The following is a 22,877-nucleotide window of genomic DNA, read 5'->3' on the forward strand; positions in this document are numbered from 1 at the left end:
ATTCCTATTTAGAACAATAGGACAGAGGGCAAATTTTAATGTAATGCTCATTAAAAAACATGAGTATTTAACACACAATTTTATACTAAAAATTGTGTTTGGTATACCAAATACTATTGCAATGCTTTAAATATTATGTTATACTACAATAAATGGATGGGAATATATTCCACGGAATATATTCCCAATGGAAAGCAATCAGCTTATCGAGATACTATACTTAAGTACAAACCAAGTACTATTGAGGGATAGTAGGTTTGAAATTATCTATAATATTCTGTTTTTTTACAGGTTTTGGTATGCGTGGTAAGATTAGTGACATTACAGATGCATATAATGAAAGTGCTGCTGCAAAAGAAAATACAATATTCCATCCAAAAGAATTGGCTAGTAAAACTCCTAATCCACCACCTAAAAGAGATGCAGTTCCTTTAGCACTATTTAAAAAACCATAATTAGAAGTAGAATAAGTTGTTCCAAACATATCTGCATTCACCGATGGGAATAATGAAAACGCCTCACCAAATGTAAACATAACAAATGCTAAACAAACTACATATAAGACATTACTCTTACTTCCTAATATCGGCAATAAAAACAGAAATATTGCATTTAAACCAAATCCAATAACCATAGTTTTATAACGCCCCATCCTATCTGATATCCATCCCCAGAAAAACCTACTAACACCATTAGCAAAAGAATTCATTGTTACAGCTAATGTAATATATGCAGCAGCAATTCCCATTTTCTTTCCAAATGATGTTGTATTTGCTGTTACTATAAGTCCACCAACATTAATACCAAAGAACATTGTCCATGTAAGCCAAAAATGAGGTGTTCTTAACATTTCTGAAGGTTTAAATCCAACTTGTGAAGGATCTAAATTAGCAATAGCTTCTTTCTTATCTTTTTTACTAGGTGATTTTGTTCCAACAGGATAACGTAAAACTAATGCTGCAATTATAAGTACAACACCTTGAAGTATTCCTGTACGCATAAATGGAACAGAAACATTGCCACTCGCTAACATTTTTGCAAGTACTGGAACAAAAGCCATTGAACCCATTCCATATCCTGCAACTACTAATCCAGAACAGAGACCACGTTTATCAGGAAACCAACGAACTGCTGTACTAACACTTCCACCATAAACCCCTCCAGCTCCTGCTCCTGCTATAGCATAGAAAAAATAAAGTCCAGCAACAGAATGTATTTGTCCCATCATGCTCCATCCAAAGCCGACCAGTACACCTGATAAAAGAAATACAAATCTTGGACCAACCCTATCAAGTAAATAACCAGCAATTGGCTGCGAAAAAGTTTGCATTACAATGAATATTGTAAAAGCACATTGTATAACTGCCAAAGACACTCCTATAGTCTTAGTTAATGGAATGGTAAACAAAGTCCAAGCATATTGGAGGTTTGCAATCATCACCATAGATACAAAAGCAACAATTAGTTGAAACCAGCGATTACCAAGAATTGGTCCATATGCCTCAAGAGCCTTAGCTTTAATGTCATCAACACTAGCCATACATTATTCCTCCTCAATCAATATTTAATTTTTAAATTTATTTAATATTTAGTGTAAAAAATAAATTTTTAACACTAAATATTTTTACTTGATTATAACCCCGGATCAACTGAAAATTGGCCCGGGGTTAATACAGCAGGCAGGATCTGCTAATGATCTTATAAAATTAAGTAGAATCTTAATTTAAAATTATCTATTCAGTTACTTGAGATACAGTATTCTCTACTCCAACTTCCTTCAATCTTTGATTTGCAAATTGCTGAAGTTTTTCTATATGCTCTGGTTGTAGATGGCTAAATCTACCTTGATATTTAATGTATTCGCTAACTGGTTTGTACTGTTTAGGTGAAACAGTTAGTTTATACTGTCCATCAACAAGTTCATATAATTGCACCATACCTGTATCAACTGCTAATTTTGCTACTTCTACTGTCTTTTCAGCTGGGAAACTCCAACCTTTTGGACATGGAGCATGAATGTATAAGAAAGCTGGTCCTTCAGCATTGCAAGCTTTACGTACCTTATTCATTAAGTCTAGTGGGTATCCCAGTGATGCAGTAGCTAAATATTTTAATTCTGGATGACCATGTGCCATAATCTTTGTAATATCTTTAGGCATAAGCTTCTTACCTTCTGGAACTACAGGTCCAGCTGGTGTGAACGTAGTCCATGCACCATATGGAGTAGTTGGAGAAGCTTGAATTCCTGTATTTGCATAAGATTCATTATCATAGCAAATAAATACTATATTATGGCCTCTATAGAAAGCTGCAGATAGAGCTTGAATTCCTATATCAGCTGTACCACCGTCTCCAGCCATAACAATTATATTAGGATATTCTGCATCAGTTTTATGTTTTCTTATCATAGCTTTAAAAGCTGCTGATATACCAGATGCAACTCCACCACCATTAGTAATTTGTGCATGTATCCATGGAACTGCCCAAGGACCACAACCATAACTTGTATTTGCAACATACATACAACCAGTAGGTCCTATGAAAATTGTATTTTTTCCAGCAGCTTTAGCAACTAATCTATACTGCAAAGCAGGACCGCAGCCTGCACATGTACGGTGACCTGGGACATAATATTCCTCTACTGGTGCTTGTTTTATAGATTTAATTTCTTCTAACACTTGACTTCCTCCCCTCATATCTAAAGTTCAAATGGTGACCAATAGTTTTGTTTCTCAACTTTGCCTGTCTTGTTAACTTCTTTTAATATGTTAAACATCTTATAGAATTCGTCATGAGTAATCATTGATCCACCTAATCCAGCAACAAATCCAACAGTTTTAACTTTTTCATCATTGTTATATAGAGCTGCTCTAGCTTCAGTTAATAGAACACCTGATCCACAGGAAATTCCAAAGTTAACTGAGTTGTCAACTACTCCTACAACCTTAAACTTTCTCAAAACGTCTCTTACTTGCTGCGTTGGGAATGGACGGAATGTACGTAGTCTAACTACACCAACTTTTTCTCCAAGGTTACGTAAATGCTTAGCAACATTTTTAGCTGTTTCAGCGTGTCCACCTTGCATGAAGATAACACACTCTGCATCGTCAGTCATGTATTCTTCTACCCATGGATTATATTTACGTCCAAATATACGACCAAATTCATCATGAACTTCTTCAATTACTTTATAAGTACCTTCTACAGCTAAATGACGCTGATATTGAGTACCAGGACCCATTTCAGGTTCCATCTGTGCGCCAATTATCTGAGGATTTCTTGTATCTAAAACATGATGATTCTTATATGGTGGTAAGAATGAATCAACTTGTTCCTGTGGTGGAACATCAACTTCACCAAGTATGTGAGATACGAAATATCCATCTTGGCAAGCATATTGAGGTAAAAGAACTCTAGGATCTTCACCTATACGATAGTACATAAGACTCATATCTAAAGCTTCCTGAGGAGTAGATGCCCATCCTTGTATCCAGCCTTGGTCACGGCAGCATAAAGCATCTGTCTGCTCAGAGCCGAAATCTCCTGGAGGATCTAATGTACGGTCAGCAATTGCCATCTGTAATGGTAGCCTTTCACCTGATATTGGTGAATAAACTTCCATTGCGTAAGTAACACCTACTCCTGAACTACCTGTAAAAGCACGAGCTCCTGCAGCTGCAGCACCATAAACAACACTTAATTGTCCGTGCTCACCTTCACCAAGAACAAATTCAGCATCTAACTCTCCATCTGCTACCATTCTTGATAGTTCTGACATAATTCCAGTATATGGACGTATTGGATATGAACAAATAACATCAACATTAGCTAATTTGATTGCGTTAGCTGTTGCAACACAACCAGACATTCTTTTTATATTACTTTTCATTTTTTTTAATTCACCTCCTATTAATATTAAACTTAATCTTCAAAATCTAACTCAGGAACTAAGCTTATTGCTCCAACTGGGCAAACCTCAGCACAAATGCCACAACCCTTACAATACTTCAAATTGAAGTTAATAGGATGATCCTTTGTCATAAGGTTAACACTTGAATCAGGGCAGCTAATCCAACAAGTTTGACATTCTACACATTTGTCAGCATCTAATACTGGTCTTCTTGTACGCCAATTACCAGTGATCATTCCTTCATTTTCTTTTTGTGGTGAAGGGACAGTCCCTGCAAAAGGAATCTTTTCATATGGTACAGCCATTTTTACGACACCCCCTTAATATTTTAAGCAGAAGCTTTAGGTAAGCTCTTTACATCTACAACAACAGCTTGATCATAAGCCTTTTTAGCCGCACTCTTATTAACAACAATTTCTAGTAAGTTTTCAAATTTTACAATTCCTGTACCTTTAACAACAGCAGCAGCTAATGCAGCACCCATTCCTTTACCTATACCAGATGCATCAGTAGCACCTTCAGCTCCAGAAAGAGTAATAATTGATTTTGACAGTTTGTTAGCATCTATTGTAACTATCTTTGAAAGATTTTCAGTATTTTTCTTTATGAATTTGAACAAGTACTCAGGTGCTCTCTTAGTGTTAATTACCAAAATAGCTCCTGGTCTAATTCCAGCTAATATGTCTACCCCTTTAACAAGAGTCTCCTCTGTAAGAACAACTATATCTGGTTCCTCATTTTCATAAACATATTTTGACTCAATTTCATTAGGACTAATTTTTCCATATGCCCTTACTGGAACATAAATACGGTCTGGAAGATCAACATAATTCTCCCAAGCTTGAACACGTTTTCCTTCTAAAGCAGCAGCTTCAGTTAAAGAAACAACTACGTCACGAGCTTCTTTGTTTTCATACACTCCTCTTCCCCAAACTGTGATTTGTTTTAAATCTGGTTCAGCGAACAAATTTTTATTCATCACTTTGTTCTACACCTTCCTTCCTTTAATAATGACTATTTCATTTAATATGAACTTAAGAATTGTGTGCGACCACCTCCTTAAGTTGTTTTTGAGCATTTACATTGTCAATAGCCTGCTCAAAAATATTTTCATCAATTTTCACCTTTGAACCTGTTTTCATTGCTTTTGTAAGTGCTATGAATGAGGATTTATGACACAAATTAGCTAATTCTGCTCCTGTCATTCCTTCTGTAGCTTCAGCTAATCTTCTAAAGTCTACATCCTCTAATATAGGTAAGCTTTCGGAATGAATTTTTAAAATGCATTCTCTTTCATGGATATCTGGCAAACTAAATTGTAGTATATATTCAAAACGCCCTTCTCTTATTAAAACCGAATCAATTAAATCCATTCTATTGGTAGCAGCAAGCACAGTAACTCCATTAGATTTTTCTAAATTATCAAATTCTAATATGAGCTGACTTATAAGTCTTTCTGTTAAATTATTTGATACTTCTGATCTAGAACGGATAATGGCATCGATTTCATCAAAGAATAAAATACATGGAGCGCTTTGTTTTGCTTTAATAAATATATCATGCAGAATCTTTTCAGATTGCCCCTTCCAGTTAGAGGCTAATGTGAGACCACTTATAGTTATAAAATTTGCTTTAGTAAAATTTCCAGCAGCCTTTGCAATTAAAGTTTTTCCTGTACCCGATGGTCCAGTGAGTAAAATACCTTTTGGAGACGTAAAATTATATTCCTTGCACAATTTGAAATCTGTAAGTGGAATCTCTAGTAAAGTCTTTAAAGTATTTTTAATTTCATCTAATCCCCCAATGTCTTCCCATTTTACATCAGGAATTTCTGTAGCATATTCACGGGTAGCTGATGGTTCGACTTCTCTTAAAGCTTGCACAAAATCGTCCATTGAAATTTTAAACAGTGGTATTTTACCATCTAATCCAATTTTATCCAGAGAACTGCGCAAAGCTACCATTCCAGCTTCTTTGCATAAAGCCGAAATATCTGATCCAACAAATCCATGAGTTATTTTAGCCAACTCTTCTAATTTTACATCATCATCAAGAGGCATGCCCTTTGTATGAATTTGTAATATTTTAAACCTTCCATCCTTATCAGGAGGCATTATAGCAATTTCTTTATCAAACCTACCGGCACGTCTTAGTGCAGTGTCTAATGAATCAGGTATATTAGTGGCACCTATTACAACAACTTGTCCTCTGCTTTCCAAACCATCCATAAGAGCAAGCAGTTGTGCTACTACTCTTTTTTCCACATCACCATGAACATTTTCTCGTCTTGGTGCAATTGAATCAAGCTCATCAAGAAAAATTATACTTGGTGCTTTATTTCTAGCTTCTTTGAAAATCTGTCGAATCTTAGCTTCACTCTCACCATAATACTTATTCATTATTTCTGGTCCATTCACATGGATAAAGTGAGCTTCTGTTTCAGATGCTATTGCTTTAGCAATTAAGGTTTTCCCTGTGCCTGGAGGCCCATAGAGTAAAATACCTTTTGGTGCTTCAAAACCTAATCTTCTAAATATTTCTGGATACTTCAAAGGTAGCTCTACAATTTCCCTTATCTTTTTGACTTGTTGGTTTAAACCACCTATATCTTCATAAGTAACTCTAGTTTTTGAGCCTCCAAGTTCACAGTCTATAAAAACAAGTTCAGTTTTTTCAGTTACCTGAACTGGACCTGAGGGCGCTGTTCCACTTATATGAAACCCAACTTCATTATGTCCATAAACCATTAAAGATATTTCATCATCAATTAATAATGGAATTCCCTTTACTAAATTTTTTATCTGTCTTGCATCATCTTTTTTGCACTTAAAAAACATATCTATTGGAGAAATTACCACTTCTCTTGCTTCTTTTATTTCAGTTTTACTAACTGTTACTATTTCATTTAATCCTGCACCAGCATTTCTTCGAATAATTCCATCCATCTGTATAAGTGGTACTCCGTAAATATCATTAAATGATGGATAAACTTTAGCTACAGTATCCCTTTTTCCTTTAATACTAACTGCATCTCCTGTATCTATGCCTAACTGCTCCATATCTTCTCTATTTATACGAACTATACCTTTGCGAGAATCTTCTACTAAGCCTTCTTTGACTTTTAATTTAATAGTATTGAGTTCAAGCATTTTTTACACCTCTTTACTATTCTTAGTAAGTAATGAATTAAATAAACTTGAAATTTAATATTTTTATACTATATTTGGTATACGGTATACCATTTTTACAAAAAAACTTTAATTTAAATTATACCACCTATTATTTTTCTAAAAGTGTAATATTGGACTAGAACATATAATATACTATTATTTAGTAGTAATACATGGCATATGGTATCCGGTATACCATTTAAATGGAGAATGTTTTAAATTTCCAATTTTTGTTTTTCTTTACTTTAATTATATCACATTTTTTTCCATTTGCAATATTTTTCCAGTTATTATTTTTTATATTTTTTCAATTGTGCTATGCCATGTATAGTAAATTTAGTCTATATGTGTATCACTTATCATTTGAATATGACATTTCTAAAAATACATTACTTGACTTTTCCACATGAACTTTAGCTGCATCATGAGCTGCATCACTATTATGCTTAACTAATGCTTTAATAATTTCATTATGCTCATTAAGCACTTCCTGAATACGGCCCTCCTTTGTATATGTTAGCCTTGTAAACTTGCTAATATATGCACGAAGTGTATTAACAAAATAATATAGGTGAGGACTTTCTGCAGCTTTATAAATAATTTCGTGAAATCTCTTATTAGCTAAAATAGATTTTTCAACATTTCCATTTTCATATTCTTCTAACATTTTCTTATTAGTACATTCTAATTTTTCTAATTCTTTATCATTAATTTTTACAGCTGCAATACTGCAGCTAAGTGATTCCAAAGCTACTCTGATTACTTGTATTTCTTCAATATCTTCTTTAGTAAATCCAGAAACAACTACCCCCTTACGTGGAATATGAGTAACCAGTTTTTCCAATTCAAGTTTACGAATTGCCTCTCTAACTGGAGTTCTACTTATTCTTAGCTGTTCTGCAATATTACGTTCTACCAGCCTTTGACCAGGTTCTAACTTTCCATCAAGAATAGCATTACGTAAAATAGAAAATACTGAATCTCTTATATAACCCATGTTATCAAATTTTATAGGCGAAAATTGATAAGTCATTTTTCTCCCCCCTTTTAATTTTTTAGTTCTTAAGCATAACACGTTATACCGTATTATACTCATTTAAGTTGTAAATTTTATATTTATTTTACATAAGATACATTTTTTTACTTTTACATCTTTAAAAAAAGTATATCATTAAAAATTAAAAGCTGTCAAATTATATTAGTTTTTTTCCTAATTATACATAAAAAAGAGTTGCCTATAAGACAACTCTTCTCAGTAAATATATAATTTTTCAATTAAATTTTCACCTTATACTGTTACTAATTCATATTCTAAAGTTCCCATTCCTATTTCTTCACCATGCTTTAATCCAGTTTCCCAATTTGTATTCATGTGCACATGATTAAATTTATCTTCACCTTCATGATAATGTTTATCTGTAAGTATGGAACCTTCAATGATTGGTGCCTTATTTACCAAATCAACACTTGCTTTATCAAGCGCAACAGGATCAAAGGACGCAGCTATTCCTATATCAGGTACAATAGGTAAATCATTTGAATCAAAACAATCACAATCTGGCGAAACATTCATTATAAAGTTAATATGGAAATTTTCCTTGCCTTTTATAACAGCATAAGCGTATTCAGCTATCTTTTCATTAGCTGTATCTGCTGATTCATTCCAAACAACCTGTGCTGCATTAAATTGGCATACTGCAACACACTGTCCGCATCCTATACATTTGCTATAATCTATAGAAGCTGCTTTATTTTCATTCAAATTTATAGCCTTTTGTGAACAACTCTTTATACACTGTTTACATGCCTTACAATTCTTTTCCTTTATTTTAGGCTGTGAAGCAGAATGCATTTCAAGTTTTCCACCTCTTGATCCTGAACCCATACCTAAATTCTTTAATGCTCCACCAAACCCAGTCATTTCATGTCCTTTAAAATGGTTCATTGATATAACAATATCAGCATCTGCTATGGCAGAACCTATTTTAGCAGTTTTACAATGTTTTCCATCAACCTCTATCTCTCTATATTCAGTACCCTTAAGTCCATCTGCAATGATTATATTACAACCTACTGTTAATGGGTTAAAACCATTTTCAAAGGCAGAATCTAAATGATCAATAGCATTAGCTCTTCTACCAGTATACAAAGTATTAGAATCTGTTAAAAATGGTACTCCACCTAGTTCTCTTATAATCTTCACTACTTTTGCAGCATAATTTGGTCTTATATAAGCTAAGTTTCCTGGTTCTCCAAAGTGAATTTTTATTGCTACAAATTTATTTTTAAAATCAATATCTTCTATGCCTGCCTTTTTTATTAATCTTTCCAGCTTATCTAATAAGTTTAAACCAGGCTTAGTTCTTAAGTTTGTAAAATATACCTTAGATTTTTCCATATTTCTTATCCTCCCATAGAATGAATTAGTATGAATACTATATTACTTTATCATTAAATCTTAAACTTTTCCACCATCTTATTAAGCTTTTGAGCAAACTCATATTGAACTTGAGCTGTTAATGCCACCTATAAAATAAACATATTTGTATAACCTGTAGATAACTTGTCTAAAATAATATATGAAGCAATATAATTTAAAACATAATAAGTAGTATACATGTAAATACACTACTTATTGTTGTGAGGTGATTTTATGGAATTAGAAATAATAGATATCGTATTCTATGGTTTTTGCACTTCAATAATATTATTACTTATATATGTATTAGCATTTGTAATTATATTTAATGAATACTGTAAAAAACACTCTGAATCATAGTTTTTTTATAAAAATAACCTATAAAAGCTTTTTACTTTTATAGGTTATTTCTAAACATAATATTCTATCTTTTGCTGTTTACAAAATCTTGCAAATGATATATACTAATAATAGACTTTTGTAAAAATAAGTCTATTGTATAATTATATGGAAATATTCACATTTATAAATTACAACATTGCTTTAACTTTAATATCTGATTCTTTAGATAGGTCAATATATCTTTCCCCAATACTCACAACAGGATTTGTAATACAATGAGGAGGCACATATAAAATTTCCCCATTCTCACCATTAGTTAACAAAACCTTTGATCCCACATAGCAAGCTGCTATATTTTCTAAAAAAGTATCCATTACATGTATATCAAAGTATTCCATGCTATTATTTTTAAGTATTTCAAAAGCTTCAAAAGGAGTTCTCCTCTTTCTGTAGGTTCTGTCAGATGTAATTGCATCATAAGCATCTACAACGGCAATTATTTTACAATATATGCTTAATTGATCACCGTTTTTACCAAGGGGATACCCTGTACTATTCATTCTTTCATGGTGCATTAATATAACTTCTTTCACTACATCTGATACAATACTAGCATCTTTCACCATGTTATATCCATAAATAGGGTGCTTCTTAATTTCATCAAATTCTTCCACATCCACTTTTCCTTTTTTATTTAAAATTTCAATAGGTACCTTTACCTGTCCTATATCATGAAGAAGTCCTGCCACAACTATCTGGTTTATATCCTTCTTAGTTAAACATAACCACTTACCTAAAAGCATTCCATAAAAAGATACATTTACACTATGAGTATATACATACTCTTCAGAATTTCTCAATTCACTAAGACATTTAACAATGTAATATTCATCATTTATATTCTTATAAATTGAATTAGATATTTTGTCTATTTTGTTCACTTCTACCTTTTTTCCCTTACATAAATCATTTACTACTTGATTTATTTCTATAATATTAGTTTTATAATTTTTCTTTACATCGGAAAAGCTAGCTTTGTCGATTTTAGGTAACTCATCTTTATCTATAGCATAAATCCAAATGTATTTTATTTCAAATGTAGCAAGTTTCTTTATTATATAATTGTTTATAACAGTATTTTCTACAGCAATGGTTGCACCATATTTACTTACTATCTTTTGCGCAATTATATCCCCTACCTTACATTCAGAAACCAACACACATTTTTTTCCCATCTACATTTCCCCCAAAAATATCAAAAATTATTGTCTTGAAATTGTGCAAACTTCACCTCAGTGAAAATTGACACTTTGGAAAAGCAATTGTACATTAATTTAATATTTCTTAACGTGTTTTTTCTTATTTTCTTCAATAGTTTTTTTACTTTCATAATAAGGGCACATTTTGGAGCAGCTTCCACAGCCACTGCATTTATCATTTCGATTCTTTACATTTTTGCATAATATATATATAGCCAAAACAATTATGATTCCAGCAATAATAAATTCCACTATTTTCCTATAATCCATAAAAATACCTCATTCCCATATGAAAAAATAAAAATGAAATTATCCATGCAGTAGCAAACTGGTACAATATAGAAACTAAAGTGAGCTTCATTCCAAATTCTTTTTTTATCGTTACTATACTAGATGCACAAGGAGTATATAACAATACAAAAATCAAAAAACTTAAGGCTGATGCTAAATTAAACTGATGTGGAATAACCGAAGGTAAATTTCCACCATATAGAACGCCTAAGGTTCCTGCTATAACTTCCTTCCCCATAAGCCCTGTAAGAAGAGAAACTGAATTCTGCCAATTTCCAAAGCCTAGTGGATTAAAAATTGGTGATATAAATTTTCCAACTGATGCAAGAAAACTATAATTTATATTTACCATACCACTGAAATTAAAGTTAGACAATACCCAGGTTACAATGGACATGGAAAAGATTATAGTCCCTATTTTCTTTAAAAAACCTTTTCCTTTTTCCCACGTGTGCATTAAAAGTAGTTTTAAGTCAGGCATAACATAGTGAGGCAATTCTTCCATATAAGGTTCATATTCTTTTTCCTTGAATATTAGCTTAAATACAAAGCTATAGAAAAATGCCATCAATATACCTGTAATATACATTAAACCTAAAATCACAATCTCTTTTCCTGGGAAAAATATAGTTGCAAAAAGCATATACACTGGAAGTTTTGCATTACAGGACATAAAAGGTATAACTAATGCTGTAATTATTCTTTCTCTTTTACTTTCAATATTTTTTGCAGCCATAAGCGCTGGAACAGAACAACCAAAACCTATAATCATAGGAATAAATGATTTACCTGATACTCCTGCTAAGCTCATAATTTTGTCCATTAAAAAAGCTGCCCTACTCATATATCCACTGTCTTCCAATAAAGAAAGTAATGCAAAAAGTGTAAGTATTACAGGCAAAAATACTAAAACTGAGCTGATTCCAGATACAACTCCATCAACTAAAAGCGATTTAAACCATGGACTTTGATTTTGTAAAAGCTTATTTAAAAATGGTATTGCATAATTAAAAAGTGTACTTCTAAATACTTCAGACAAAGGTGTTCCTATCCACGAAAAAACCAATTTAAAAATTAAATATATAATAGCTATAAATATAGGATATGCCAAGTATTTATTTAAAACGAATCTATCAATTTTTTCTGTACCATTAATTGAATTTTTTACTTTTTTTACAGCAACTAAATTCATAACTTTTTCTATATAAGCATAAATTTCTTTTTCATTATTTGTGTTATCGTTCATTTTTTTAGAAACTGTAAATTTATCTTTTTTTATGTAATTTTTTAATTTTTTTACCTCTTTATCATTTATATTATTCATTGGTATAATTTTGGACCCTAAAACTTCAGATAATTTTTCGCAATCTATATATAATCCACTTTTTTCTGCTTTATCCATCTTGTTTAAAACTACAACCATAGGTATATTTAACTTTTTCAGCTGCATAGTAAGATAAAGATTTCTTTCCAAATTAAGAGCATTTACCACATTTATTATTAAATCTACTTTATTATCACTTATATAATCATTGAATATTTTTTCAAGCTTTGAATCTGTATCTATGGAATATATCCCTGGAAACGCCACTATTTTAGTTGTGTTGTCTATAAATCCTTCCTGCTTCTCAATTTTTGAACTTCCTTCCTCATCAGAATTCTTTTCAACTCTTGCTATTTTATTAAATACAATCTCTTGTCCAACATTAGGATTACCTACTAAAGTACAAAGAATCATATATCTCTCCTTCCCCAAATTCACATATTATCAATTTAAACTATCAACAATTTATTATAGCATGTTTTTATTCAAAACAAAAAAATGCCCTCTGTAAATTAACAGAAGACATCTTTTCTATTTTAAAGATAAAAACTACTACGCAGATATATCAGCACCAGCCTTTTTATCAGGGTCTTCATCTTCAAGCAATCTTACAAGTTTCTTATCGAATAAAAACAGTAGTGCTCCACAAATGAACAAAATAACTGGTATTACAATATAGGATTGCATTATTGGAAATTTTGAAGCAAATGCATACAAGTATCCATAAGATTTACCAGCAATGAAAGTAGCAAAAATCCAAACCCCCATAAGCACTGAATACATCTTATTTGGTGCGTATTTAGTAACAAAAGAGTTACCAAGTGGAGAGAAAAGCATTTCCCCCATACTAAGTAATACTCCAAATGCAATGATCCAAACAATGCTTGCCTTTGATGCAGCTGATGCGCCTACACCTCTTGAAAGTTCTGCTCCTACAAGCATTAAAAAGGCCAATCCAAGGAAACTAAGACCCATAGCTAATTTTTTAAACAAGCTTATATCGCCTTGAGGTCTCTTAGACAATTTAAACCATAATACAGCCAAAACTGGTCCTAAGGCAATACATACAAAGGAATTTAATGAATCAAACCATGAAAGTGGCACTGCAAATCCACCTACATTCATGTTAACAAATTGACCACCATAATCATAAACAGCTAAATAAGTTAAATACCAAAAAATCCAAAACACAATTGAAAATATAGATACCAATATAATAGCGAATACCTTTCTTCTCTCAACTCTCGTAAGAGGCTTAACTTCAGTTTCAGCCTTCTTTTCAATATGCTTACCAGCTTTGAATGGTTTTTTTCCTGCATCGCCAAGGAACTTCATACCAAACAAGAACCATAAAGCATCAATAATACAAATAATACCACATAATTTGAATGCAGGTCTGAAGCCCTGAACACCACCATGTGCAAAAGTACTAGCTACAAGAACTCCCACTGCCATTGTTCCTATAAATGACCCAACATTAACAAAGGAATATTGAACTGAAAATGCTGAATCCAGTTGTGATTCATCTTTAAATAAAGATCCATTAATTGCAGAAACATTTCCTTTAAAAAGTCCTGTACCGATAGCTACAAGAGCTACCATTATGTTCATTGTTAATACACTTGTTGCAGATCCACCAATTATGTAACCACCAGCCATCAAAAGTAATCCAACTGGAATACAATATCTAGCACCAATATATCTGTCACAGATAAATCCACCAAAAACAGGTGCAAGGTAGGTAAAGGCAACAAGATTTGATTGAATAAGTGCAGCTTCAACTTTTGTAAGTCCCAATCCACCTGTTACTACTGTAGCAGCAACAAAAACAAATATAAGATACTTGGCAGCATAATAAGCCATCCTTTCAAACAGGAATGCGATACAACAAACATAAAAACCAAAAGGTCGTTTGTCTTTTACTGTCATTTCACTCATAATCTTCCCCTCCAAATCTAATTTTTTTTAAATTTTTCTTGTATACCATTTTAGCCATTCACGTTCTTCATCACTTAAATGTTCAGCTAATTTCTGGTACACAAGTTTATGATAACTGTTTAAATACAGTTTCTCATCACAGCTAAGATCTTCTGTATCTATGGCATCCAAATCGATTGGAGCATAAGTTACAGCATCAAAGTACATAAATTGACCAAATTCATTTTCAACACCTTTTCTAACAATAAGTTCATTTTCTAAACGTATACCATGTGATCCATCTATATAAATTCCAGGCTCATCAGTTATGACCATGCCTTCCTCAAATATGTGTGTTTCATGCTTGGATGGTACTATATACCACCTGAAGCCAGTAGGTCCTTCATGAACATTTAACAAATAACCGACACCATGACCAGTTCCACATTTATAATCAATATCAAGATTCCACATAGGTTCCCTAGCTAACACATCCAGGTTATAGCCTTTGCATCCATATAAAAATTTAGCACGTGCCAAATTCATCATAGCTCTAGCCACAGCTGTAAAGTGATGCTTAAGCTCTTTACTCACTTCTCCAAGAGCTATTGTTCTAGTGATATCCGTCGAGCCTTCAAAATAGTTTCCACCAGTATCCATTAAGAAAAAGTGACCTTTTTCGAGTTCCACATCTGTTTCAGGTGTAGAAGAATAATGCATCATAGCTGCATGCTCCTTAAAAGCACAAATTGGAGCAAAGCTTTGCCACAAGTAACCATCTTGAAGTTTTCTTAATTCTTCTAGTTTTTCAGAAGCAGTAATTTCTGTGATTTTTGTTTTTCCCACATTTGTTTTTATCCAGTACATCAACTTTGTAAAGGCAACACCATCCTTTATGTGAGCGTTTTCAATATTGGCAAGTTCCACAGAATTTTTCATAGCCTTAAACAGTACAGTAGGATTGTCTCTTTCTACCTTTCTGGCGTGAACCGGAATATCCTTATACAGTGCATAATTGACACGTTCTGGATCAATCATTACTACATCTTCATCTTTAAAACTCTTAACATATTCATAAATGTCATTGTAAGGTTTTAATACTACACCATCCTTAGCTAAAGCTTCCTTTACTTTAGCATCAAGTCGACTTTCTTCAATGAACAATTCTACCTTTTCCATGGAAACAACTGCATAACAAAGTATTAGTGGTGAATATAAGACATCGCTACCTCGAATGTTGAGTAACCATGCGATATCATCCAAAGTTGTGATAACATGATGATTTGCGCCTGCTTCTTTCATAACTTTCCTTACCCTGCATAATTTGGATGCTGTACTTTCACCAGAATACTTTTCTTCAAGAAGAAAAACAGGTTCATTTGCCAATTTAGGACGGCCTGTCCATACTTTGTCAACAAGGTCATGGTCGTATTCAACTACTACGCTCTTACGTGCAAGACTCTGAACAAACTCTCCTCCTTCTTGCATAGAAATAAGACGTCCATCAAATCCGAGCTTTCCATTGCATGGAATTTGATTTTCCAAATATTCCAATACAGTAGGTACACCTGGGTTGCCCATTTTGAAGAGCTTAATTCCACTACCTTTAAGTTGATACTCGGCTTGCAAGAAAAATCTTCCATCGGTCCAAAGTCCAGCTTCATTTTTCATAATAACTGCTGTGGCTGCCTCGCCTGTAAATCCTGTTACATAAGCTATTGCCTTAAAGAATTCTCCTACATATTCGCTTTGATGATTGTCTGAGGATGGAATAACATAAGCATCCAAGCCCCTTTGTTCCATAATTTCTCTGAATTTTGAAATTATTTCTTTTACACCTTCACTCATATTTGTTCATCTCTTTCATAATTTATTTTTAGAAAAGCAATTTGATATTTTCTAGATTACAATAGAAAATAGAATTGCTTTTCAAAGAATAGCAAATTTTTAAAAAATTACTGGTGTTAGTACAGTAAGAATTTTCACGCCTTGTTTAGACGGATTAATCCATCCATGATTAGAAGTTGAAGGATAATGTATTGAATCTCCTGCCTTAACCTCATACTCATTTTCATCAATTACCACAATAAGAGTTCCTTCAAGCACATAAACAAATTCTTCTCCAGGATGACTGAAGTTACTCCCATGCCTTTGTTCTGGTGGAATTGTTGTGATCATAGCTTCCAGCTTTCGGTTTGGAAAATCTCCACTTAATCTTATAAACTCTGAGTTGGAACCCTCTATTTTAAATGGTTTCTCATCTTCTGATTTAACTACAAAATTATTCACTTCTGGAATCTCAAAAAAGTAATTTATATTAACACCTAATGCATCTGAAATCTTTTTTAAAGAAGTTATTGCAAGAGATGAAGAATTATTTTCAACCTGTGACAAAAAACTTATTGATAGTCCAGTTACATTGCTTAAATCTTTTAAAGTAAGATTTTTTTCCTTTCGTAAATCACGTATTTTTTGTGCTATTTCATTTATCATCATTTTCCTCCAAAAACTATAATTTCCGTATTGAATTACAGTATATCTAAAATTAATTATGTACATACTGTAATAATTATGATAATATAATAACATGAAAACGAAAACAATTCAACATTTTGAATTTTAAACCAAGTAAATATTTCAAAAAATAGAATTTACTAAATAAAACATGCTTATTCTCCACACTGTAGCTTATTTTTATTGTGATAACATTTATTATTTCATAGTGTGGTAAAATATAAACGTCTAACAACTAAAAAGTTAGACTAATTTAATGCTTACGGAATTCCGCAAGCGGCTAAAAGTATATTATTTTTAGGAGGGAATTTTTCATGATACAGGAAAGATTAAAAAAAGTTTTAAAAATTATGGAAGAGAGAAAGCTGCCTCAGATGATAGTATCTGATCCTGCTAGTATTTTTTATCTTACAGGAAAGTGGATTCTTCCTGGTGAAAGAATGCTTGTACTTTACTTAAATCTAAATGGGAAAAACAAATTATTTATTAATGAATTATTTCCAATAACTGAAGATTTAGGAACAGAGATGATATGGTTTAATGATACTGAAAACCCAGTACAAATTCTAGCAAAACATGTTGAAAAAGATAAACCTATGGGTATTGATAAAAACTGGCCTTCAAAATTTCTTTTAGGATTAATGGAGCTTAAATGTGGCAGCGCATTTGTAAATGGATCTGAAATTGTTGACATGGTAAGAATGTGCAAGGATGAAGATGAAAAAGAATTGATGAGACAAGCTTCAAAACTAAATGATATTGCAGTAGACAAGATGATTAAACTTGTTCCTGAAAAACATTCTGAAAAAAAGATGGGACAACTTCTTTCTGGTATATGGGAAGAACTTGGTGCTGAAGGACATTCTTTTGATCCTATAGTAGGTTATGGAGCAAATGCTGCAGATCCTCATCATGTAATGGATAACTCCACAGTTAAACCAGGAGATAGTGTTGTAATTGATATTGGTTGTAAGAAGGACTCATACTGTTCTGATATGACAAGAACTGTATTCTACAAATCTGTTTCAGAGCATAGTAAAGAAATATACAACATTGTACTTGAAGCAAATAAAAGAGGTATAGATAAAGTTAAAGCAGGTGTCAGATTTTGCGATATAGATGCAGCAGCTAGAGATTACATAACTGAAAAAGGATACGGAAAATACTTTACTCATAGATTAGGACATTCAATCGGCATCGAATGTCATGACTTTGGTGATGTATCTTCTTCAAACACAGATAGAGTTCAACCAGGTCAAATATTCTCAATTGAACCTGGAATATACCTACCTGGAGATGTAGGCGTTCGTATAGAAGATCTTGTAATAGTAACTGAAGATGGCTGCGAAGTTTTAAATCATTATACAAAAGATTTAATTGTAGTCGAATAAAAAAATCTATATGGGGTTTCATGTACCCCATATAGATTTTTTTTATTTTGTAGGAAATTATAGAATATGTTAATATATCTTATAATAATTACTTAAAGGAGAATTACTATGGATACAATAAAGGCAATAGAAGAACGAAGAAGTATAAGAAAGTTTCAAAATAGAATAATATCAAAGGAAACACTTGAAAATTTACTGGAATTAGCAAGCAAAGCACCTTCAGGTAAAAATCGTCAACCATGGAGATTTGTTGTTCTTCAAAATAAGAAGAAAAACGAGTTAGTAAATATTATGAAAAATGTATCAAGCTTATATAAGAAGCAAAACAAATCTATTGGAAGTTTTGAGTTAAGTACCAATTCAATTAATGAAGCATCGGCAGTAGTTTTAGTATTCAATGCATTTTCTAATTTTGAAGAAGACTATAATCATCATAGATTACTTACTGATACCCAATCAATAGGTGCATCTATACAAACACTTCTTTTGGCAGCACAGGATTTTAAATTAGGCGCTCTTTGGATTTGTGATATTTTTTATTGTGATAAAGAAGTATGCTCATGGTTAAATCGTAAAGATGAGCTTATGGCAGCCATAGCTATAGGATATCCCGACCAATCACCATACCCACGACCACGAAAGCCACTGCAAGAAATTACAGAATGGTTTTAAATCAAAACAAGACCTGCACCATAATAGGTACAGGTCTTATTCATGTAAGATAATTTGTACAATGAAGGCTACACATAGTTTGTGCAATTCTAAAATAATTATTACAACTATATATTAAATACAAAAACTAAGTCTATTTTGAAAGAATTTTATCCACTAATCCATATTCTACAGCTTCCCTTGCACTCATAAAATAATCTCTTTCCATATCCTTTTCTATTCGCTCAATAGGCTTACCTGTTTTTTCACTGTATATTTTATTCATCTTTTTCTTAGTTTTAAGCAGCCAATCTGTATGAATTTTTATATCAGTAGCCTGTCCCTGAAAGCCTCCATATACTGATGGTTGATGTATTAGTATTTCACTATTGGGAAGTGCATACCTTTTTCCAGGTTCACCTGCCGCTAAAAGAAATGACCCCATACTTGCAGCCATACCTACACATATTGTAGAAACATCTGATTTAATATACTGCATTGTATCATATATTGCCATTCCAGCTGTAATAGAACCTCCTGGACTATTTATATAGAAATGAATATCTTCATCAGGATTATTTGCCTCAAGGAACAAAAGTTGTGCTACAATTACACTTGCACTTGCATCTGCTACCTCACCATTTAACATGATTATTCTATCTTTAAGCAACCTTGAATAAATATCATAGGAACGTTCTCCTGAATTTGTGTGTTCAATAACCACAGGTACATAACTCATTAATTAACATCACCCTTTTCTAAAATCACTATTTTCCCTAATATGCCCATTTACCTTTGTATTACCATAGTTGAAAACGCAAAAATATTAAGCTGCCATGGAAAGTGAATGTACAACTTTCTTTCTTGATTTCATCATAGTTACATTATTTCTGTTTTTCCTAAATTCTCTAGGAGGTATTCCATAAATTCTTTTAAAAGCCTTTGTAAATGACTCCTGAGAACTAAACTGATATTTTAAAGCTATATTCACAATTTTATGGTCTGTACTTAATAATTCGTCTGCTGCCTTTGCAAGTCTTCTGTTTCTTATATATTCAGCCACAGGTTTTCCAACAGCAGCATGAAAAACTCTGTGGAAATGGTATTTTGATAAAAAAACCCTTTGTGCAATATCTTTGAGCTCAATTTTTCTATTTAAATTGTGTTCAATATATTCAATAGATTTTTTAATACAAGAATCATAATTCATTTTAAAATGCTTACCTCCTTTAGCCTTTTTTTATATTATATATTAACTTTTTATATAAATCCTGTCTTTTTTTGCTCTTTAATAATTAAAATGATATCACCTCAATTCTTCCTAATTTTAATTTTTTAACAAATAAAAAAACTCCCATCCCTAACTAAAGGACAGAAGTTTTAATTTCATAGTACCATATTAATGCTTCACAGAATTTAATCTTTTTAGGTACTTTTTTTAATATACCTTAACTTATTTTTTTATTTTAAACGAACTCTTTAATGATACTATTCTATTAAATACTGGTTTCGCATCAGTACTGTATTTAGTATCTACATTAAAATATCCTACTCTTATAAACTGGAATTTTTCTTGTGGCTTTACGCCCTTCATATTTTCTTCTACAAATCCCTGTAATACTTCTAATGAATTTGGATTAACCTTATCCAAGAAATCTTTTCCATCATCTTCCTCTGATTCTTCATCCAATATTAAAGGCTGAAATAATCTAAATTCTGCTGGAAGAGCGTGACTTGCATCTATCCAGTGAATAGTTCCTTTTACCTTTCTTCCTGTAAATCCTGTTCCACATTTTGTTTCTGGATCATAAGTACAATGAAGTTCTACTACATTGCCCTCTTCATCTTTTATAACTTCATTACACTTTATAAAATAAGCATTTTTAAATCTTACTTCATTTCCTGGGAATAATCTAAAGTATTTCTTAGGAGGATTTTCCATAAAATCTTCTTGATCTATATATAACTCTCTTGAAAATGGAATTTGACGTACCCCTAATGCTTCATTTTCAGAATTATTTTCAGCTTCAAGCATTTCTACTTTACCTTCTGGATAGTTTGTTATAATAACTTTTAGTGGTCTTAAAACAGCCATAGTAGCTGGAACCTTTGCTTTTAAATCTTCTCTTAAGAAATGCTCTAACATTTGTTCATCTACCACACTGCTGGCTTTTGCCACTCCAATTTCTCTACAGAAATTACGAATGGATTCAGGAGTATATCCTCTTCTTCTAATACCTGCAATAGTTGGCATACGTGGATCATCCCATCCATCTACAAACTTTTCATCCACTAATTTTTTTAGTTTTCTCTTACTAGTAACTGTATTTGTAACATTCAATCTTGCAAATTCAATTTGTCTTGGCTGTGATTCCATTTCACATTCTCTCACTACCCAATCATATAGAGGGCGGTGATCTTCAAACTCTAAAGTACAAATTGAATGTGTAACTCCCTCAATAGCATCTTCAATAGGATGTGCAAAATCATACATAGGATATATACACCATTTATCTCCTGTATTATGATGAGTAGAATGTGCTATACGATAAATTACAGGATCTCTCATGTTTATGTTAGGTGAGGACATATCAATTTTTGCTCTTAAAACTTTTTCTCCATCTTTGAATTCACCACTTCTCATACGCTCAAATAAATCCAAATTTTCTTCTATTGTTCTATTTCTATAAGGACTTTCTACTCCTGGTTTTGTTAAAGTTCCTCTATGATCTCTTATTTCTTCTGCTGTTAAATCACATACAAAAGCCTTACCTTTTTTAATAAGCACTAAAGCTCTTTTATACATTTCATCAAAATAATCAGAAGCAAAATATAATGCATCCCAATCAAAACCTAACCACTTAACATCCTCTTTTATGGACTCTACATATTCTGTATCTTCCTTTACAGGATTTGTATCATCAAAACGCAAATTAGTTTTTCCATTAAACTCATCTGCCAACTCAAAATTCAATGTTATAGATTTAGCATGACCTATATGTAAATATCCATTTGGTTCTGGAGGAAAACGAGTAACTATTTGTTTATGTTTTCCTGATTCCAAGTCTTCTGTAATAATATTTTTAATAAAATTGGATTTAACGTTATTTTCTTCCATGAATTCCACTTCTCTTTCTATATACTTAATTTAATTTTTTCATTTCCAATGAAATAAATATATCATAAAACTGCATTTTTTTCTACAATTGCTATAGAAATTCACATGCTTCCAGTTAAACATATGCATATTAAAATTCTTTCCTTTATTATACAAGTTTACACATAACTTTTCAAATTTAAGATTTTTATTTATATTATCGTAAAAACTCTTAATTATAATTTTCATTCTTAACTATTATGTTCTAAACTAAACATAATTTTTAAATATTAATTAATCGTATTTAAATCCCATACATTTATCCATTATTTTACAATTTCTTCAAGGCACGTTGAATATGCTAATCATACTATATTCAATATGCAAAATTAAATTATAAATATGATAATTATATCAAAAACATAATTTTGTAAGTTTACAAGTATAAAACCCACTTATTTTCTCATATTAATTAGGATTTTAACATAAAACATCTGGACATTTAACGATGCATATTATATGATTTATTATAGAATATTTAAATAATTGAATTTATATATTTATATTCGGTCATTTTTTCTTAAATGGAGGT

General features: G+C 31.9%; 19 protein-coding genes. 2 read left to right on the plus strand and 17 right to left on the minus strand.

Features of this window, described 5'->3' with window-relative positions; translation table 11 throughout:
- Window positions 1–238 precede the first annotated feature (238 nt).
- The 14 genes from oxlT to Q6H37_RS21475 form a co-directional block, all read right to left on the minus strand.
- The gene (gene oxlT / locus Q6H37_RS21410) at window positions 239–1,540 is read right to left on the minus strand and encodes an oxalate/formate MFS antiporter (protein ID WP_318736425.1); all 1,302 of its coding nucleotides are present in this window, start codon (window positions 1,538–1,540) and stop codon (window positions 239–241) included.
- 193 nt (window positions 1,541–1,733) lie between these two features.
- Window positions 1,734–2,678 carry an oxalate oxidoreductase subunit beta gene (locus Q6H37_RS21415; protein WP_318736426.1) on the minus strand — a complete coding sequence of 315 codons (945 nt, stop codon included), beginning with the start codon at window positions 2,676–2,678 and terminating at the stop codon, window positions 1,734–1,736.
- Between the two features lie 20 nt (window positions 2,679–2,698).
- The gene (locus Q6H37_RS21420) at window positions 2,699–3,889 is read right to left on the minus strand and encodes an oxalate oxidoreductase subunit alpha (protein ID WP_318736427.1); all 1,191 of its coding nucleotides are present in this window, start codon (window positions 3,887–3,889) and stop codon (window positions 2,699–2,701) included.
- Between the two features lie 32 nt (window positions 3,890–3,921).
- Window positions 3,922–4,215: a 4Fe-4S dicluster-binding protein gene (locus Q6H37_RS21425; protein WP_032079124.1), complete on the minus strand. Its 294-nt coding sequence runs from the start codon at window positions 4,213–4,215 to the stop codon at window positions 3,922–3,924.
- Between the two features lie 23 nt (window positions 4,216–4,238).
- Complete coding sequence (locus Q6H37_RS21430; RefSeq protein WP_318743099.1) at window positions 4,239–4,889, minus strand: oxalate oxidoreductase subunit delta; 651 nt, start codon at window positions 4,887–4,889, stop codon at window positions 4,239–4,241.
- Window positions 4,890–4,944: 55 nt separating this feature from the next.
- On the minus strand, window positions 4,945–7,059 hold the full coding sequence (locus Q6H37_RS21435) for an AAA family ATPase (RefSeq protein WP_318736434.1): 2,115 nt from the start codon (window positions 7,057–7,059) through the stop codon (window positions 4,945–4,947).
- Between the two features lie 373 nt (window positions 7,060–7,432).
- The gene (locus Q6H37_RS21440) at window positions 7,433–8,113 is read right to left on the minus strand and encodes a GntR family transcriptional regulator (RefSeq protein ID WP_318736437.1); all 681 of its coding nucleotides are present in this window, start codon (window positions 8,111–8,113) and stop codon (window positions 7,433–7,435) included.
- A 255-nt stretch (window positions 8,114–8,368) separates the two neighbouring features.
- Window positions 8,369–9,478: a DUF362 domain-containing protein gene (locus Q6H37_RS21445; RefSeq protein ID WP_318736439.1), complete on the minus strand. Its 1,110-nt coding sequence runs from the start codon at window positions 9,476–9,478 to the stop codon at window positions 8,369–8,371.
- A gap of 551 nt (window positions 9,479–10,029) precedes the next feature.
- Entirely contained in the window at window positions 10,030–11,076 is a 1,047-nt protein-coding gene (locus tag Q6H37_RS21450; RefSeq protein WP_318736442.1) for an HD-GYP domain-containing protein, read from the minus strand.
- A gap of 99 nt (window positions 11,077–11,175) precedes the next feature.
- Entirely contained in the window at window positions 11,176–11,370 is a 195-nt protein-coding gene (locus Q6H37_RS21455) for a FeoB-associated Cys-rich membrane protein (RefSeq protein WP_318736446.1), read from the minus strand.
- Window positions 11,360–13,129, minus strand: coding sequence for a ferrous iron transport protein B (feoB, locus tag Q6H37_RS21460; RefSeq protein ID WP_318736448.1), 1,770 nt, complete (start codon window positions 13,127–13,129; stop codon window positions 11,360–11,362). The genes Q6H37_RS21455 and feoB overlap by 11 nt, the downstream gene beginning before the upstream one ends.
- A gap of 138 nt (window positions 13,130–13,267) precedes the next feature.
- The gene (locus tag Q6H37_RS21465; RefSeq protein ID WP_412523947.1) at window positions 13,268–14,644 is read right to left on the minus strand and encodes a peptide MFS transporter; all 1,377 of its coding nucleotides are present in this window, start codon (window positions 14,642–14,644) and stop codon (window positions 13,268–13,270) included.
- 36 nt (window positions 14,645–14,680) lie between these two features.
- Window positions 14,681–16,480 (minus strand): aminopeptidase P family protein, encoded by a 1,800-nt coding sequence (locus Q6H37_RS21470; protein WP_318736455.1) that lies wholly within the window; start codon window positions 16,478–16,480, stop codon window positions 14,681–14,683.
- A 99-nt stretch (window positions 16,481–16,579) separates the two neighbouring features.
- Window positions 16,580–17,125, minus strand: a complete 546-nt coding sequence (locus Q6H37_RS21475; RefSeq protein WP_318736458.1) for a cupin domain-containing protein — start codon at window positions 17,123–17,125, stop codon at window positions 16,580–16,582.
- A 335-nt stretch (window positions 17,126–17,460) separates the two neighbouring features.
- On the opposite strand from Q6H37_RS21475, the gene Q6H37_RS21480 reads away from it, so the two are divergent.
- Together Q6H37_RS21480 and Q6H37_RS21485 are read left to right on the plus strand one after the other, a co-directional pair.
- Window positions 17,461–18,537, plus strand: coding sequence for a Xaa-Pro peptidase family protein (locus tag Q6H37_RS21480; RefSeq protein ID WP_318736461.1), 1,077 nt, complete (start codon window positions 17,461–17,463; stop codon window positions 18,535–18,537).
- Window positions 18,538–18,645: 108 nt separating this feature from the next.
- On the plus strand, window positions 18,646–19,209 hold the full coding sequence (locus tag Q6H37_RS21485) for a nitroreductase (RefSeq protein ID WP_318736463.1): 564 nt from the start codon (window positions 18,646–18,648) through the stop codon (window positions 19,207–19,209).
- A gap of 133 nt (window positions 19,210–19,342) precedes the next feature.
- On the opposite strand, the gene clpP is transcribed toward Q6H37_RS21485, so the two are convergent.
- The 3 genes from clpP to Q6H37_RS21500 all read right to left on the minus strand — a co-directional run bounded on the left by clpP (window position 19,343) and on the right by Q6H37_RS21500 (window position 22,306).
- Window positions 19,343–19,927: an ATP-dependent Clp endopeptidase proteolytic subunit ClpP gene (clpP, locus tag Q6H37_RS21490; RefSeq protein WP_318736466.1), complete on the minus strand. Its 585-nt coding sequence runs from the start codon at window positions 19,925–19,927 to the stop codon at window positions 19,343–19,345.
- An 87-nt stretch (window positions 19,928–20,014) separates the two neighbouring features.
- A complete protein-coding gene (locus tag Q6H37_RS21495; RefSeq protein ID WP_318736468.1) occupies window positions 20,015–20,398 on the minus strand; it encodes a helix-turn-helix transcriptional regulator in 384 nt (127 codons plus the stop codon).
- Window positions 20,399–20,641: 243 nt separating this feature from the next.
- Window positions 20,642–22,306 (minus strand): glutamine--tRNA ligase/YqeY domain fusion protein, encoded by a 1,665-nt coding sequence (locus tag Q6H37_RS21500; RefSeq protein ID WP_318736470.1) that lies wholly within the window; start codon window positions 22,304–22,306, stop codon window positions 20,642–20,644.
- Window positions 22,307–22,877 lie beyond the last annotated feature (571 nt).

The sequence above is a fragment of the Clostridium sp. JS66 genome, from assembly GCF_033561535.1.
GTDB lineage: Bacteria > Bacillota > Clostridia > Clostridiales > Clostridiaceae > Clostridium_AM > Clostridium_AM carboxidivorans.